This window comes from Salipaludibacillus keqinensis (genome assembly GCF_003226325.1).
In the GTDB taxonomy this organism is placed as follows: Bacteria; Bacillota; Bacilli; order Bacillales; family Salisediminibacteriaceae; genus Salipaludibacillus; species Salipaludibacillus keqinensis.
The window spans coordinates 1,396,766-1,412,748 of sequence record NZ_PDOD01000001.1 but is presented as its reverse complement, the minus strand read 5'-3'; the positions used below and the strand labels follow the sequence as shown (position 1 = coordinate 1,412,748).

At 38.5% G+C, this 15,983-nt stretch carries 19 protein-coding genes; 14 read left to right on the top strand and 5 right to left on the bottom strand.

From position 1 onward, the window contains the following. The first annotated feature begins 35 nt into the window (after positions 1 to 35). The 6 genes from CR194_RS07040 to CR194_RS07015 all read left to right on the top strand — a co-directional run bounded on the left by CR194_RS07040 (position 36) and on the right by CR194_RS07015 (position 5,011). Positions 36 to 1,202, top strand: a complete 1,167-nt coding sequence (locus CR194_RS07040; protein WP_110608892.1) for an MFS transporter — start codon at positions 36 to 38, stop codon at positions 1,200 to 1,202. Between the two features lie 102 nt (positions 1,203 to 1,304). Continuing rightward, positions 1,305 to 1,856 carry a LemA family protein gene (locus tag CR194_RS07035; protein ID WP_199228128.1) on the top strand — a complete coding sequence of 184 codons (552 nt, stop codon included), beginning with the start codon at positions 1,305 to 1,307 and terminating at the stop codon, positions 1,854 to 1,856. 17 nt (positions 1,857 to 1,873) lie between these two features. Further along, positions 1,874 to 2,749 (top strand): zinc metalloprotease HtpX, encoded by an 876-nt coding sequence (htpX, locus tag CR194_RS07030; RefSeq protein ID WP_233254268.1) that lies wholly within the window; start codon positions 1,874 to 1,876, stop codon positions 2,747 to 2,749. Positions 2,750 to 2,883: 134 nt separating this feature from the next. Further along, positions 2,884 to 3,180, top strand: a complete 297-nt coding sequence (locus tag CR194_RS07025; RefSeq protein WP_158282195.1) for a hypothetical protein — start codon at positions 2,884 to 2,886, stop codon at positions 3,178 to 3,180. A 98-nt stretch (positions 3,181 to 3,278) separates the two neighbouring features. After that, on the top strand, positions 3,279 to 3,947 hold the full coding sequence (locus CR194_RS07020; RefSeq protein WP_158282194.1) for a TVP38/TMEM64 family protein: 669 nt from the start codon (positions 3,279 to 3,281) through the stop codon (positions 3,945 to 3,947). A gap of 35 nt (positions 3,948 to 3,982) precedes the next feature. After that, a complete protein-coding gene (locus CR194_RS07015; protein ID WP_110608888.1) occupies positions 3,983 to 5,011 on the top strand; it encodes a DUF2207 family protein in 1,029 nt (342 codons plus the stop codon). A 10-nt stretch (positions 5,012 to 5,021) separates the two neighbouring features. Here CR194_RS07015 and CR194_RS07010 read toward each other — a convergent pair whose 3' ends face one another. Beyond that, on the bottom strand, positions 5,022 to 5,852 hold the full coding sequence (locus tag CR194_RS07010) for a hypothetical protein (protein ID WP_110608887.1): 831 nt from the start codon (positions 5,850 to 5,852) through the stop codon (positions 5,022 to 5,024). Between the two features lie 175 nt (positions 5,853 to 6,027). On the opposite strand from CR194_RS07010, the gene CR194_RS07005 reads away from it, so the two are divergent. Both CR194_RS07005 and CR194_RS07000 read left to right on the top strand, forming a co-directional pair. Further along, positions 6,028 to 6,543: a YwpF-like family protein gene (locus CR194_RS07005; RefSeq protein ID WP_110608886.1), complete on the top strand. Its 516-nt coding sequence runs from the start codon at positions 6,028 to 6,030 to the stop codon at positions 6,541 to 6,543. Positions 6,544 to 6,617: 74 nt separating this feature from the next. Further along, positions 6,618 to 7,484 carry an amidohydrolase family protein gene (locus CR194_RS07000; RefSeq protein WP_110608885.1) on the top strand — a complete coding sequence of 289 codons (867 nt, stop codon included), beginning with the start codon at positions 6,618 to 6,620 and terminating at the stop codon, positions 7,482 to 7,484. A gap of 5 nt (positions 7,485 to 7,489) precedes the next feature. Here CR194_RS07000 and CR194_RS06995 read toward each other — a convergent pair whose 3' ends face one another. Then, positions 7,490 to 7,858 (bottom strand): hypothetical protein, encoded by a 369-nt coding sequence (locus CR194_RS06995; RefSeq protein WP_110608884.1) that lies wholly within the window; start codon positions 7,856 to 7,858, stop codon positions 7,490 to 7,492. 167 nt (positions 7,859 to 8,025) lie between these two features. Continuing rightward, positions 8,026 to 8,760: an iron-sulfur cluster repair di-iron protein gene (gene ric, locus CR194_RS06990; RefSeq protein ID WP_110608883.1), complete on the bottom strand. Its 735-nt coding sequence runs from the start codon at positions 8,758 to 8,760 to the stop codon at positions 8,026 to 8,028. 258 nt (positions 8,761 to 9,018) lie between these two features. Between ric and CR194_RS06985 the strand changes: the two genes are divergently transcribed. After that, positions 9,019 to 9,843 (top strand): peptidylprolyl isomerase, encoded by an 825-nt coding sequence (locus tag CR194_RS06985; protein ID WP_110608882.1) that lies wholly within the window; start codon positions 9,019 to 9,021, stop codon positions 9,841 to 9,843. 93 nt (positions 9,844 to 9,936) lie between these two features. On the opposite strand, the gene CR194_RS06980 is transcribed toward CR194_RS06985, so the two are convergent. Beyond that, positions 9,937 to 11,538: an alpha-amylase family glycosyl hydrolase gene (locus CR194_RS06980; RefSeq protein WP_233254251.1), complete on the bottom strand. Its 1,602-nt coding sequence runs from the start codon at positions 11,536 to 11,538 to the stop codon at positions 9,937 to 9,939. A 223-nt stretch (positions 11,539 to 11,761) separates the two neighbouring features. On the opposite strand from CR194_RS06980, the gene CR194_RS06975 reads away from it, so the two are divergent. Genes CR194_RS06975 through CR194_RS06955 form a run of 5 tightly spaced genes read left to right on the top strand, consistent with a single transcriptional unit; the run spans position 11,762 to position 15,571 of the window. Further along, positions 11,762 to 12,676: an ABC transporter ATP-binding protein gene (locus tag CR194_RS06975; protein ID WP_110608881.1), complete on the top strand. Its 915-nt coding sequence runs from the start codon at positions 11,762 to 11,764 to the stop codon at positions 12,674 to 12,676. Continuing rightward, positions 12,673 to 13,626 (top strand): ABC transporter permease subunit, encoded by a 954-nt coding sequence (locus CR194_RS06970; RefSeq protein WP_110608880.1) that lies wholly within the window; start codon positions 12,673 to 12,675, stop codon positions 13,624 to 13,626. The genes CR194_RS06975 and CR194_RS06970 overlap by 4 nt, the downstream gene beginning before the upstream one ends. Before the next feature lie 59 nt (positions 13,627 to 13,685). Next, positions 13,686 to 14,066: a GntR family transcriptional regulator gene (locus CR194_RS06965; RefSeq protein ID WP_110608879.1), complete on the top strand. Its 381-nt coding sequence runs from the start codon at positions 13,686 to 13,688 to the stop codon at positions 14,064 to 14,066. 26 nt (positions 14,067 to 14,092) lie between these two features. Further along, positions 14,093 to 14,764 (top strand): ABC transporter ATP-binding protein, encoded by a 672-nt coding sequence (locus tag CR194_RS06960; protein WP_158282193.1) that lies wholly within the window; start codon positions 14,093 to 14,095, stop codon positions 14,762 to 14,764. After that, on the top strand, positions 14,765 to 15,571 hold the full coding sequence (locus CR194_RS06955; protein WP_110608877.1) for a hypothetical protein: 807 nt from the start codon (positions 14,765 to 14,767) through the stop codon (positions 15,569 to 15,571). 47 nt (positions 15,572 to 15,618) lie between these two features. Here CR194_RS06955 and CR194_RS20235 read toward each other — a convergent pair whose 3' ends face one another. Beyond that, a complete protein-coding gene (locus CR194_RS20235) occupies positions 15,619 to 15,795 on the bottom strand; it encodes a hypothetical protein (RefSeq protein WP_158282192.1) in 177 nt (58 codons plus the stop codon). Positions 15,796 to 15,983 lie beyond the last annotated feature (188 nt).

The following is a 15,983-nucleotide window of genomic DNA, read 5'->3' as shown; positions in this document are numbered from 1 at the left end:
CCGATGTATTTTCTGATTGGGAAAGGGATTATTGTATGAAATCTGTTTGGAAACTTAAAGGAATGTTGTTCTTTTTTCACTCGTCAATGACGATTATGATTAGTTATTTACCTGTTTATTTTCAATCTCTTGGTCTTACGGGCAATCAGATTGGTGTTCTCCTCGCTGTAGGGCCAGCTGCAGCGATAATTGCCCAGCCTTTTTGGGGATTTATGAGTGATCGCTTGAAAACGGTGAAGCGTATTTTATTGCTTTGTTTGTCCAGTGCTTTAGCGGTTGGATTTATCGTGTTTCAAGTGGCTGAATTTATCTTATTGTTGCCCTTGTTATATATGTTTTTCTCTTTTATGTCACCTGCAGGGGGACTAGGAGACAGCCTCGCTCAAAAAGTGTCGATTCAAAGAAGTGTGTCATTCGGAAGTATTCGGATGTGGGGCTCGTTAGGGTTTGCTTCGGCTTCTTTAGTGGGCGGATATATTTTAAGTGCCATTGGCATTGCTAATATCTATTACGTATACGCCTCCTTTCTTGTCGTTGCTCTTATCTTTACATATTTTGCGCCAGACAGTGTGCCGTCGAAAAAACCGGTTAAACTATCTAGTGCATTTAAATTAATGAAAAACAGGCAATTAGTTATTTTCTTTTTGCTAATTTTATCAATCAGCTTAACTCATAGGATGAACGATTCTTTCTTAGGATTATATATCATTGAATTAGGCGGAAATGAATCAATCATAGGTTTAGCTTGGTTTATTGGCGTAGCAACAGAGGCAACTGTATTCGCTTTTAGTGTTTATTGGTTAAGAGGCTATCATCCTTTAACTTACATTTCTATTGCTGCTTTTATCTATGTACTAAGGTGGCTTCTTATGTCGTTTGCTCCAGATCCTACTTTTCTTCTGTTTGTCCAAGTTCTGCACGGGCTAGCGTTTGCAACATTTTATTTAACTGCCTTCCAATTTGTTTCTAAATTGGTACCGGAAGAATTAGAGTCAACGGGACACTTGTTATTTATTTCAGTGTTCTTCGGTATTTCTGGCGTCATTGGTTCTATTCTTGGGGGAGTAATTATTAACTCCTTTGAAGTTCGCAGCCTTTATTACCTCATGTTCGGCTTGGCACTTGTTGGATTATTCAGTTCGTTGATCTACCGTTATTTTTATTTTAAACGAATCAATAGGGAAGCGGCTGTCGGTAATTAACGGCGAAACGTGGTCAGTTGAATGAACATGGTTTGCGCCAAGACGGTACCAGCCCTTCACTTGACTATAAAATGTAACAAACTATATAAGGAGGGAACGGTAATGATAGGATGGATTGCGATAGGTGCGTTGGTAGTTGTTGTCTTGCTTTGGATTTCAGGTTACAACAAGTTAGTTAAATTTAGAAATTGGGTGGAAGAGTCGTGGGCGCAAATTGATGTTCAGTTGAAACGTCGTTATGATTTAATTCCTAACCTAGTAGAAACGGTCAAAGGCTACGCGAAACATGAAAAAGAAACGCTCTCTCAAGTGGTGGAATTAAGAAACCAATTAGGGAAGCCAAACATGGATCGAAAAGACCAAATGGAAGTGAATGATCAACTAAGTGGTGCATTAAAAAACTTATTTGCTCTTAGAGAAGCTTACCCGGATTTGAAAGCAAATCAAAATTTTTCGATGCTTCAAGAGGAATTGACGCAAACGGAAAATAAAATCGCTTACTCTAGGCAACTTTACAATAATACGGTAATGAAATATAACACGAAAATTCAAACGATCCCAACAAACATTTTGGCTTCTGTCCACGGTTTTGGTAAGCGAGATATGTTAGAAGCAACAGCTGAAGAACGCCAAAATGTCCAAGTGAAGTTTTAATTGCAGGTGGTCATATGATTTTATATGAACAAATCCAAAAGAACAAAACGAAGACGGTGTTTATCGTTATTGTTTTCATTGCCTTTCTTCTAGCCGTAGGAGCAGCTTTTTCTTATGTGATGTATGGAGATTTCGTCATGGGGATGGTGTTATCCAGCTTACTCTCGATCGTCTATGTATCGATTATCCTTGCCTCAAGTACAAATGTTGTTATGAGAATGAATCATGCAAAAGAAATTAAATCAGCTGAAGATCACCGTTTTCTGTGGCACACAGTTGAAAATATGGCAATGGTTGCAAGAGTACCAATGCCAAGAGTGTTCATCATTCGAGATTCGTCTCCTAATGCCTTCGCAACAGGCTTATCGCCTAAAAGTGGAGCCGTAGCCGTTACTTCAGGTTTAATGGAAACGTTAAACCGTGAAGAACTAGAAGGTGTCGTGGCACATGAAATCGCCCATATAAAAAATTACGACGTAAGGTTATCTACTATAGCGTTAGCGTTAGTATCGGTGATTGCAATTATAAGTGACATAGGATCAAGAATGATGTTCTTCTCGCGAGGGAGCAGGAATCAAAAGCAAAGTCCAGTTATCTTAATTATAGCCCTTATACTCTTGATCGTCGCGCCGATTATAGCGATGATGATCAATATGGCTATCTCGCGAAATAGGGAATATTTGGCGGATGCCAGTGCGGCAGAATTAACTCGAAATCCGTGGGCGCTTGCTTCAGCGTTGGAAAAAATCACTGGTGTAAAGACTCCTGTGAAAGAAGCGTCTAACTCGTCAGCGCCTCTTTATTTCTCAGATCCAATGAAGAAAGGCTTTAAAGGGTTATTCTCTACCCACCCGGATCCAACAGAAAGAATTCGCCGCCTTAAAAACATGTAAATAAGAAATTTCAGGAAGGCCTATGTGAAAACGTAGGCCTTTTATCTATTTTTCGTCTATTCGATTTATCTAATTCAAAAGTCATGTGATATATGATATATTAATAATGGTCTGAATATCGAGGAATTCAGATAGTGCATAAAGCAGGCGAAGCTTTTGAGAGAATTAATCAGTCTATTGTGGATGTGTCTTCACAAATTCAAGAAGTCTCAGCGATATCTGAAGAAATGTCCGCAAGCTCACAACAAGTTAGTGCAACCGTAGAGGATCTGGCCAAAATGGCAGAAGAAACATCTGGACAGTTCCAAGGGGTTAAAACGAGAACAGATCATCAATTAGCCTCCATTCAAGAAATATCTTCTTCCGCAGTAGAATTGCATCAATTATCTCAAGAGCTCAAACACGAAGTAGAAAAATTTAAAGTTTCATAAAAGAAGCAGGCACAAGCCTGTTTCTTTTTCTTTTTAATAGCAAGTTAGTTATAATGAACAAAAGAACCCGTTACCAACTTTTTAATAGGTGTGATGTGATGAAAAAAGTATTCATAATATTCTTTGTAGCAATAACTATTCTAGTGATCCTGTTTAATTGGGAATGGGTCGTTCAACTTAGAGAAGACAATTTAAGCTATTTTACAGAAGAATTATTTCCTGAGTTAGGCTGGCGTATTTTATTAATCACCCTTCCGCTCATGATCGTTCAAAATGTAGTCACTTTATTCCCAATTCTCATTTTAATATTAATACATTTTATCTCTTTTGGTATGGTACCTGGTTTTATCATTAGTTTAATCGGAACGAGTTTAGGAGCTTTTGTCTGCTTTTGGCTCACAAGGTCGGTTAGCGAAAAGAAGGTGCAAACATACTGGGAAAAAAATGAAGAAAAACTGTCCTATATTTTCAAGTTAATCTCTTCCTATGGCGTCTTTATGCTTGTGGTGTTGCGAAGTATTCCCGTTATGCCTAGTAATTTAATTTCTATCGCTGCGGCAGTAAGCCCCATAAGTACTCGAGATTACGTGTGGTCTACGGTTTTAGGAAATATATCTATGGTTTGGTTGCTAAGCTTACTGTCTGCCCCTTTATGGATGATCGACAATCATTATCTAGCTTATTTATTAGGGTACGTCTTTTTTGCTTTAGTCGTTTCTATGTTTTACTTTATTAAATTTTATCGGCAGAAATTAAAGGGTTATTAGCATCAGAGAATAACTCTTATGGAGGTGACAGGGAAATGAGTCTACTTGGCATGTTTACTCCGTTTGAAAGTGGATTTTTTCTGTTTTTTATCGTTCTAATTATTGCCGTAGCGAGCTTGTTTTATCGAGAACGGTGGAATAGAAAAGTGGTTATTCACAAAAAGGCAGCTAATCAGATTTTATCTGAACATGATTTCCAATCATTCTCTCCGCCAATGATTTCTCAATTAATTTACGGAAGAGGAGCATATACTCGTCATATTACTGCGGGCTTGTTAAATTTAGTGCGTAAGCAAATACTGACATTAAATAAGGACGCTCGTGGCCCAACGTATTATTTTTCTGTAGATGCTGCCAAAGAAAAGCCACATTCTTTAGATGAAAAGTATTTATATGACTGGATCCTTTATGAAGTAGGGAATGATGGAGTGTTTTATGTTGACGATCTTTATTTCTATACTCAAGATGATGAGAAACGAGAGCAGTTTCTTCATCGGTTATCCGATTGGGAACAGACAATGCAACATGAACTAGAAAAAAAGAAATTCATCGTTAAGTTCCCAGTCTTTAAAAAAGTTCTTTTCGCTCTCTCTATTCTGATGATTTTACTTGGAAGCGGATTGATCATTTCGTCTCCCTTTCTTAGTATCTTGTATCTTGCGGCAGGAGTTACAACGTTTATTACGATGTTGGTCTCCTCTTCAAGGACTCATAAGGGTCTTTTAGAATATAATAAGTGGAGGCCTTTTGTTGAAGACTTGCAGACTTCTTCTGATTTGAAAGTGGAAGATGAAAATAAACTTACTGCCAGTTTCGTCTATGCGATTGCTTTTGGATTAAAAGATTCCTATGTGAAAAAATTCCCAATTAGGGAAGCAACTCAGTTGTCATTAAAAAATGATCAGTTCCCCCTCTACTTTGCAGCAGGATCGGGAACAACGATATTTTCTTTAGAAGGAATAAAGTTGGTCGATGATTTAGAAGCATCCTTGGATCAAATCGTCTCACCTGTTGGATTTAATGATGGAGAGGGGTCAGATGGATCGAGCCAATTAGTTGATTAGAGAGAATGTCTTATCGACATGATTGTTTTTTAAACTGATTCATCACGTAAGGGTGAAGGACCCCTTGAGTAAATTTGTAAATAGTCCAAGGGAGTCTCGGTCTGAAATGGGTAAGAGCAGTAGCTATCGTTTTTTTCGAAGGATCACTAGATAAGACAAACCAGAGCCTCCCCACGGGGGCTTTTTGTTTATCTGTTTTATTTAATACCCCTCTTTTAATGATCCATTCACTAATATACATTTGCTCAGTCACATTCGTTTTTTCTAAAACTAAAAGAGGAAAAGGGATTCCTCGTAAGTGAAAGTGAGCTTCTTGCCCTTTGATTTTCACCTTAATCAACTTTTTCGTGAATGAAGAGAGCCATGAAAAATAGTGATAAGCCCAATCGTCAGCTTCTATAGATCCATACGTGTCCCAACATTGAACGGACGTAACTGTATGTTTAGATCGTTGGATGGCTACTTCGAATTTATCATTATCCGAATGAACAAATGAGACCGGGTTAGTCAAAGAGCCTTGGTGTAGATGTTCAAGTGTGTCGTTGCTGTGAATAGAGAGAGCCGTGTTTGTCCTTTTAGCCACAGTTAAAAAAAGGTCGATCATGAACTGATTAATGGTCTTCTGGCTGCCTTGAAGGAGAGAGTCATTTGTATAGACGGGCTTCTGAAGAATGATCGCGTCGTATAATTTCATAAGATGATAAATTCCTTTTAATGAGATTGGGATCCCATTATCAAGGTCATGAGCATGAAAATGAAGGGAATTTACAACAACATCTGGTTCGGATTCTATGTAAATGGAGGGGGTAGATTTCTCTCCTATAATCAATACGTTCGTCATCGTTCCTCACCTCACCTTTTTTGATCAATATATCACAAAATAACGTCAGAAATATCCTTTTTAAAGAATTAACGACTGTTTTTTCAAGGAATAGAAAGGAAATGGGTGTGACGTTGAAGAAGAAGTAGTAAGATAGAAGTGGTAAGATTTTTTTGTTGAGGAAGGAGTTCTAATTATGAAAACATTTCGATTGTGTTCGTTAATGATTTTATTTGACGAAGAGATCGTCAAAGATAAAAACATGAAGGGGAAAGAAGTTCCACTTGTTGAAGGGTTAATCATCAATAAAGAAGAAGCAGAAAAAAATTGGCTTTTAGAAGCCGTTCTAGATCCTGAATGGGAAGCATTCTTTACAAATTATTTAAATACGAAACAATCATTTATGACGGAAGTAACGATTACGAAAAGAACCAATGATCCAGCTACCCTTGTGTGTGATGTGAATTCTATTCATAAGTTAGAAGATCACATTGTCGTTCATTTAGAGGGCATGCTCGTTGTAAAGAAAGATGATCTCTCTGATATGCTCATAAAAAACCTTATCGACGAAGGATATCAAGGAGATGAATTATATACAGAATATCGGCGCAGAAAGAAAGACCGCGGGAGGGCTATTCAAGGAATTCTATCTAACGCATACGAACAAGTAAAAGAAAAAGGCTTCTACAAAAGTGATGCCGAAAAAGAATAGCGGGTTTACAACGCCTCCTTATTGCTTAAGGCGGCGTTTTTGAAAGGAACCGGCGAGGGGAGGAGGGGATTTGCTTGAAAATTATTGATGCCCATGTTCATTTATCTCATATTGAGTCATTTCATCACACAGCGAAGAGACTATCACACATTGATTATTCCTATCGAGGATTAAAAAAAGAGATGAAAGAAAATAATATTTCTTTAGCTATTGGAATGGGTCTTCGTGAATTAGAAGGAGGGGAAGGTTTTCCCGATTCTGCTCCTTCCTCTCCAATGGGGCTTGATATGCTGCCTTCAGAAGGAACTGACGTCGTTTATTGCGCGGGAATTAACCCATATCGTTTGAAGCGGGCTGACCTCAATCAATTAACAAAAGAACTATTAAAACCGGAAGTGGTCGGCATTAAAATATACTTAGGTTATTATCCTTTTTATGCATACGATAAAGTATACGAACCGGTTTATTCACTGGCGAAAGATTTCAATGTTCCTGTTGTTTTTCATACAGGGGATACATACTCTGAACGCGGGCTCCTTAAATACGCCCATCCATTAACTTTGGATGAGGTTGCTGTAAGACACAGGCAAGTGACCTTTGTCCTTGCTCATTTCGGAGACCCTTGGATGCTTGATGCAGCTGAAGTGGTTTATAAGAACCGTAACGTATTTGCAGATCTATCAGGGCTCATCGTGGGAGATGAGAGAGAAGTGACTCGTATTGTGAATACCCCACATTTTTTTGATCATTTTAAAAACGCCTTTGCCTTTTGTGATCACTACGATAAATTTATGTTTGGTACAGACTGGCCGTTAGTTCGAATGGAACCGTATATTGAGTTTATTCAATCGCACATCCCTTCGTCGGCGTGGAATGATGTTTTCTATAATACTGCTCTTCACGTGTTTCCGAAAATCAAATCACATCCGTCTTTGAAATAAGCGAACTACTGTACTTCTTTTTTTCCATAAGTAAACAGATCTTCAATTTGCCGACTGACTTGATTTTTCAAGTGTGCATTTAAATACTTAGCGGTAAGGACGTACCCTCTAAAAAATATAGTGTATTCAGAGAAGGTTGCATCGTATTCATTAAGTTGAATTTTAAGCCCAAGACGCTTCATTTCAAGTTTAGTTGAATAAAGCTTGCGACTAAGTCGGTGCAAAGTGATTTCCAACAAACGAATATAAGGATCTTTCAACTTTAATGGAGTCTGGTCCATTCGTGCCAAGTCGATCTCCAACACTTTACGAGCCATCTCAAGCAAGATGTATGATTCTGTGAGCCGTTCTTCTGATGCTGTGAGTTTGGCCATTGACAGTACCTCCTTTTGTTCTTATATTTCCATTATGCGAACATTAGTTCTTATTATTATTCTACTCCATTCTTTAAAATAGTCAAGAAAAATACGAACAGAAAAATCACGAGAAAAAAGGAGCACCCTTTATCTCGTGATTCCACTAACTGATTATCGTTCATTCATTAGCCAACTGTGGAATCTTGCTGGTCAAATTCTAATTTCAACTGTGGGAATAAAATATTATTTTCCAGGTGAATATGTTGGAACATATCTGATTCCAATGCTTCTAGCCGTGTAAATGTTAATTTATAGGTTGTGCATGCCCCTTCTGGTAAGGTAAAATCATTGGTGATATGTCGAATCTTTTTTAATAAGCTACCTGCAGCCTCGTGCTCAGCCTCCAGTTCATCTATGCGCTTCACGGCTTCATCATAGTCGGATTGCGTTTGGCTTTGTTCGTATTGGTAAATAGCCGGAAATACGATCTGCTCTTCTTTGACCATGTGCTGTTCTAGTTCCAATTTTAAATGATGGAACAATGTGTGCAGTTCTTTTAGTTCAGGATGAGAAGATCCATGAACTCTGAATATTTTTGTTACATAAAAACTAAGATCTGGTAATTCTTCAGCTAAGTAACCGTGATGCTGTTTAACAACATGATTGATTAGTGACCCGTAAGACGCTGTCGTCCAATCTTTTCGGTCGTTTTCTGATCGTTCTTTGGCGTTCTCAAAGAGTGTCTGTAAAGCTTGAAGGATCGTTGCTTCATCTAGATTTTTTTCAGCAATTACTTCGTTAAGCGGACGTTTTCCACCGCAGCAAAAATCGATGCGATATTGCTTGAACAATTCGTCTGACCGGGGGATTTCAATGACTAGATCTCGGACCATAGCTTCTCGGTTAATGGTTGTCTTCATAAGTAATTCCTCCTCTATGTGATCTGCTTTCATTGTAGTAGAACGTGCCAAGTTCCGCGGTGATATGTATCACCATAAATAAAAACGATCATGATTTTTGAAGAAAATAGGTAAATAATTCTTTACAAAAAATGTTGCACATGGTTTAACAATAGAAGAGGGTTGCGCTAAAATGTAAAGTTCGACAGGCTTTCAAGGTGAAAATAGGCTTCAGAACCTTCTAAAGTAAAAGTAAATAGAAAAAGAGGAGTTTTAGAAATGAAAAAATCAACGAAGTATCTCGCAAGTTTAGGGATTAGCACACTTGTCATCTTGTCCGCATGTGGTGACAACAATGATAATAATGAAAACCAAGAGATGAATGAGGAAACAACTGAGCAAACAGACGTAAATAATGAGCAATCGGATGAGAACAATCAATCCAGTGAAAATAACGAAACAGCCATGGATGAAGAGACTCCGTCAAGAGACGAGACACCGGATGATTACCCTCAATTTAACGATGAAGTCGCTGAAGACGAAAGAGAAGCGATTATTTCAACGAATATGGGGGATATTCATATTAAGTTGTTCCCTGAAGTGGCTCCAAAAGCAGTAGAGAATTTTCTTACGTTAGCGGAAGAAGGCTATTATGAAGAGGTCATCTTCCACAGAGTCATTGAGAATTTCATGATTCAAGGTGGAGACCCTACAGGAACTGGCTCGGGGGGAGAAAGTGCCTTTGGTGGTTCCTTCGAAGATGAGTTTGATACGTCTGTCGCTCATTTCCAAGGGGCATTATCGATGGCGAACAGTGGACCGAACACAAACGGAAGTCAATTTTTCATTGTACATGCTGATTCAGAGGGTCTAAATGAAGAAGCCTTTGAAGGAATGGCTAGTCAAGGAATGACTTTTCCAGAAGAAACAGTTGAGAAATATTTAGAAGTAGGTGGCACGCCGCACCTTGATTTTGGACACACAGTCTTCGGCCATGTTATCGGAGGCATGGATGTTGTGAATGAGATTGCCACAGTTGAAACAGAGCCAGTGGATCGTCCCGTAGATGAAGTGTATATTGAATCTGTTGAAGTGATTGATTAAATCAAATAAAGCGTTGAGAAAAAGGCTGGTCCTAGCGCCAGCCTTTTTTTCTATGCTATTTTAGCTTGATCCGCGGAGCTAAGGTCTTATTCGTTATTCGTTCGTTAATATTACCGAAGAGTATGAGTCTATCTGTAACGTTCCATCTTCTTCTAAAGAAGATGTATCAGACTCACTGTAATAGAGGACATTGGCTTCGTCCTGTTTAGAAATATCTACACTCGTTAACTCACCACTTAAATTATGAATAACAAGAAGCCTTTGATCCCCAGATTCACGAATAAATGATACGATGCCATTACCTTCCGTTTCAGATTCAAGAAGTTCACCATACAGAAGCGCGGGTTGGGAGCGTCTTAAATGAATCCACGTTTGATAGTGACGCCATAAAGACCCATCATCTTCTTTCATTGACTCAACAGAAGGGGGATCGTCACGGTTGTAACGAGGTTGAATCCATCTCGTCTGACCTTCTGAAGGTTCATCATACCAAAGCATCGGTTCACGAATGTGCTCATCGGGCTTTTGACCTTCCATGCCAATTTCCTCGCCGTAATAAATAAAAGGAGAGCCAGGTAAGGAAAGAAGGAGAGAGGCAGCCATTTTGGCTCGTGAGTCATTTCCTTGTAGTTGACTCATGACGCGATCAATATCATGATTCGTTAAAAATGTGGCATCGATATAATCTTCGGAATAAGAATCATAGCGATCAAGCACCCCTAGTAATGAGGAGACAAGTCTCGATCCTCGCTCTTGTCTGACAGCCTGAATCATGTCTTCTCCTAAGTCGAAGTTAAATGTTGCATGAAATCCCTCTTCCAAATAGGGTCCAGTAACTTGAGGAATATCCCAAACCTCACCAACGAGAAAAACGTCTTCCTTTACAGCTTCCATTTCTGAACGAAATTCAGCCCACCATTCCAAGTTTTTATCATTTTCTCCTGGATAAATATGCTTAGCGGCATCTAAGCGAAAGCCATCCACACCAACATCTTCTAACCAAAAGCGCCCAATATCATAAATTTTTTCTCGGACGTCTGGATGGTCCATATTTAAATCAGGCATTCCTTCCCAAAATACACTCATATATTGGTTTGGTTCTTCGCCGTGCCAAAGGTTTTGTCCCCATTCTCCTCGATCATTAACATTCGTGTCTTCATCAGCCCAAATGTACCAGTCCCTATAAGGACTTTCTTTATCATTCAGCGCTTCCTGGAACCATTCATGTTCGTAACTGGAATGATTGACGACGAAGTCCATGATCACTTTGATATCCCGTTCATGGGCTTCTTCTATAAACTCACGAAAATCCTCCAATGTACCGTAATCGGGGTTGATATCATAATAATCTGTCACATCATAACCGTGGTACGTAGGTGACGGATTGATTGGCATGAGCCACAAAGCCTCCGCTCCCAGCTCATCTAAGTAATCTAACTGTTTCGTCATCCCACCGATGTCGCCAATCCCATCTCCTGAAGAGTCATAAAAGGCCCGTGGGAAAATTTCATAAAACACAGTCTCAGGAAAATAATCAATAAGTTCAATGGAATCAGATGGAAAGTCTACAGGAGTGTAAACTTTGTTGTCTACCTCATTTTCAGGTTCTACGTCATTTTCATCAACAGGCTCACTACAAGCTGATAAGAATATCACTGCCATTCCAGTGAAAAAATACGGTCTTATGTTCTTCAATAATACCACCCCTTATGAAAGCGTTTGCTCTATCTATTTTAGCCTAGTATAGGTGTGTAATCAATTTATTTCCAACTAGTAAGTTATGTTTTTACAACCGATTGCGCTAAAATGCAGCAGCTAGATCAACGTCTCTTAAATAAATTTTAATTGACACTCCTTATGTACCGGTGTACTATTTATCTAGTACACTAGAACATATGAAAGAATGGGGGGGATTTACATGAAACCTGCGATTGAATTAGCTCATGTAACGAAAAATATTGGGAATAAAACGATTATTGACGATGTGTCACTAATGATGTATCCAGGAGAAGTTTATGGACTTTTAGGTCCTAATGGAGCTGGGAAGACGACTACAATCCGGATGATGGTGGGCTTAATGAAAACAACGAGGGGAAAGATTACGATCTCAGGCAAAGATTTGCACGAGGATTTTGAAGGAGCGGTCTCTAAAGTAGGGGCGGTTGTTGAAAACCCTGAAATGTATGACTACTTAACGGGGTATGAAAACCTCATTCATTATCAGAGAATGTCAAAAGGCGTTTCAAAAGAAAGACTTCAAGAAGTCGTTAATCTTGTTGATCTCTCTAAAAGAATTCATGAAAAAGTAAGGACCTACTCCCTTGGAATGCGACAACGTCTAGGGTTAGCTCAAGCCTTATTGCATAAACCGGATTTATTGATTTTGGATGAACCGACCAACGGATTAGATCCTGCAGGTATAAGAGAAATTCGTTCGTACTTAAAAAAATTAGCCCATGAAGAAGGGATCTGCGTCGTCGTTTCTAGTCATTTACTTTCAGAAATGGAGAAAATGTGTGACAGAATAGCTGTGATTCAAGAGGGAAAAATTATTCAAGTGTCTCACGTAAACGATTTCGTTAAACAGGTGGAAGATCAGTGGTATTTAGAAGCTGAACCAAAGGAAAAAGTGATAGCACTACTGAAAAAAGATCATCATCTTGAAATGAAGACGAAAGATAAAGGATTTCATTTAAAAATAAAAAGAGAAAACATTCCAGCGTTGTTAAATCGCCTTACCTCAGAAGAAATTTCTGTCTATCAAATAAGAGAAGCAGATAAAAACACATTAGAAGAGCAATTCTTGATGTTAACAGGAGGGGGTCACTCATGAATATATTCACAAACTTAGTTCGAAATGAATCGATGAAAATTTTCAAGAAAACAGGAACAAGAGTCATGTTTGTCATTCTATTCGTGTTAATCATCGTGGGCGGCTTAGTGACAAAATTTCTTGATAACGAAGCGCTTGAAGGAGGAGATTGGCAAACAAATCTACAACAACAAATGGCTATGATTGAACAACAAATAGAGAGTGGGGAAGTTCCTCCACAGGCGGTGGAAGAGTTACAAGAACAATACGAACTTTACACGTATCATTTAGAAGGAGATATTGAACCGTTAAATTCGTCTCACCCTTGGAATTATGTCGTGACGAATCCTCCATTTGTCACATTTATAACAATGTTTACAGTGATTGTTGCAGCTGGAATCGTAGCCGGTGAACATAGTAACGGTACCGTGAAATTATTGCTCATTAGACCGGTTAAACGATGGAAAATCCTTTTATCGAAATGGATCGCTACGATGTTCTTCTCCATTTCGATGTTGATAGCCCTTATTATCTTTTCGGTCATTACTAGTTTTGTCATATTCGGACTGAATTTAGAGCCGAATAGGGTTGTTGATATAGTTGGAGGAGAAATTCGTGATATGCATGTATTCAGTTATGGTGGAGTGCTGTATGGACTTTCGTTTATTGAATTAGTAATCTTGACGACCTTTGCATTTATGATTGGCACAGTTTTCCGTAACCAGTCTCTATCTATCGGCCTCTCACTCGTTCTATTATTTACAGGCGGACAAATTACATTTTTACTAAGCAGTTATGATTGGATGAAATACTTTTTGTTTGCTAATACGTATTTGGCTCAATATTTCAGAGATAGTCCGATTATTTCGGGGATGACACCGCTTTTTTCAGTTACAATCCTTCTCATTTATTTTGTTCTATTCATGCTTATCTCTATCGTCACCTTTACGAAAAGAGATGTGGCCGATTAAAAGTTTTGATAGAATAGGGAGGGATGTTAAGAAGTAACCTCTTAAGGAGGGGAACGCCATTGGGGCTTAAATTTGATCATAACCGTCCCATCTATATTCAGCTGATGGAGTATTTATATGGGCAAATATGCCGATCTGAAATGAAACCGGGAGAGAAACTCCCTTCTGTCCGGGAACTAGCTGTTAAAGTGGGGGTTAATCCCAATACAGTATCAAGAACGTACATGGAAATGGAACGTACTCATATCGTGGTCACAAAAAGAGGCCAAGGGACGTTTGTTACTGAAGACGCAAAGACTATTCAGGAACTGAGAAAAACAATTGCCGATCAGCAAATTGATGATTTCATAGTCATGATGAATCAAGTAGGACTGAGTAATGAAGAAATTTCTCAATTAATGCTTGAAAAGCTGAAGAAACGAAGGGAGGAGAAGGAATGACTCCGCCTCTAATAAAGTTGAATCAGGTGAGTAAAAAATATTTAAATCAAACAGCGTTAACAAATATCACCTTCCAATTAACAAAAAGCGGTATTTACGGGGTGATTGGCCCGAACGGAAGTGGTAAAACGACCCTTTTGAAAATAATGGCAGGACTTTTAAGGTCGTCTAAAGGGACTGTAGAAATCATGGAGAAACCAGTGACTAGGCTTTCCTCACAGCATATCGCATTTTTATCAGAGGCTGATTCACTCTATTCATTTCAAACCGTTAACCAAATGGTTGATTTTTGCCACAATGTGATGCCCGACTTTTCTAAAGATAAAGCGTTGAATATGATTCAGTCGCTAAACATTGAGAAAGACAAGAAAATAAAACATCTCTCAAAAGGGAACAGGGCTAGGGTGAAAATTGTCCTTACTCTTTCACGACAAGTTCCGGTCCTTCTTATGGATGAACCGTTATCGGGCCTTGATCCGTTAGTGCGTGAAGATATTTTACGTATGATTGTGATGAATGTAGATGTGGAAGAGCAAATACTTGTTTTATCTACTCATGAAGTATCAGAAGTGGAACCTTTCTTGGACCATGTCATTTTTATGAAGAACGGAACATGCTTGTTAGAAAAGAGTGTAGAGCAATTAAGAGAAGAAAAAGGTCAATCAGTCGTTGAAGCGATGAGGGAGGTGCTCTCTTAAATGTGGTTAGCTCTAGTAAAAAAAGAGTGGCAGGAAAGCACTTTTCGATTTTTAGTATGTTTAGCGCTCTTGACGATTGTCTATGTGTTCATTTATACGATGATGGCAACGGCTACCCCATTAGTTGTCTTCATAGGTGTTGTCGTTGTCCTTCTACATGTTTTTTATTTGTTTTTGACCTTACTGGCTTCGTTAATTAAGGAATGGAAAGAGCATACGAGTCACTTATGGATGAATCTTCCTGTGCCTGGGTGGAAATTATTATCTGCTAAAGTCGCAATAGGATTTAGTCAGTTCATGATTTTAATCATCTATGGCATGGTTGCAGTAGATATAATGTTGCAAAAGCTTATCAATTTAAGCTTCGCTGGTTCAGGAATTGATTATACTGAATCATTGAACATTGGCTTGAACTTGTACAGAGAGTTAAGCCCTTGGATAGTATTAATGATTTCTCAGGGGGCCCTTCAATTAGGATTAGCAGCGTTGTTTATTTTTGTCTTCTCGAAAGTGATTCGACCTTTTGGTTGGCTTATTGCTATTATTATTACATTTGCCGCAAATCATCTATTATCTGCAGTGAAAAACACCGAAGGATACCAAACGATCACCCAGTGGGTTCCACTTCTAGATGGACAGCAAGTTCATGAGAAAGTAGCTATACATTTGCTTCAGCCCGTGGAAGCTGAACTGAATGAACAAATTATTCAAACCATTTATCTTGGTCAAGTTGTTGCAGAAGTTTTGTTTATTCTCGTTGTCTTCTGGATGATTACGTGGCTATTTGACCAAAAAGCAGAGCTATAATAAGAAAAAAGAAGAGGGCGTCCCTCTTCTTTTTTCTTATGTACCTATTAGTCTCGAATCGCATAATAGACCATCAAAATGAGTGTAGCAAAAGCTAAAATAATAAAAGGCCCTTCAAGTAAAGACGCTCCATTATCTCCATTTTCCTCTGCAAATACTTGAGTCACAGGAGTAAGAAGAAGAAATAGTGCTAAAAATCCTAAAGAAAACATTTGCTTAAACATCTTTAATAACCCCCAATCTAACAAACAAGTCTCACTATATATTATAGAAGGATTGTTCTAAGGAAGCAATTGAAATCTATCAATCAATTAATAAGGACTTTAGTAACAGGTATTATCAAGGTATTTAGAAGGAAATCATGGAAATTAGCAACTAATAGTGGTAATCTGTTCTTATGATGTTTTCTACA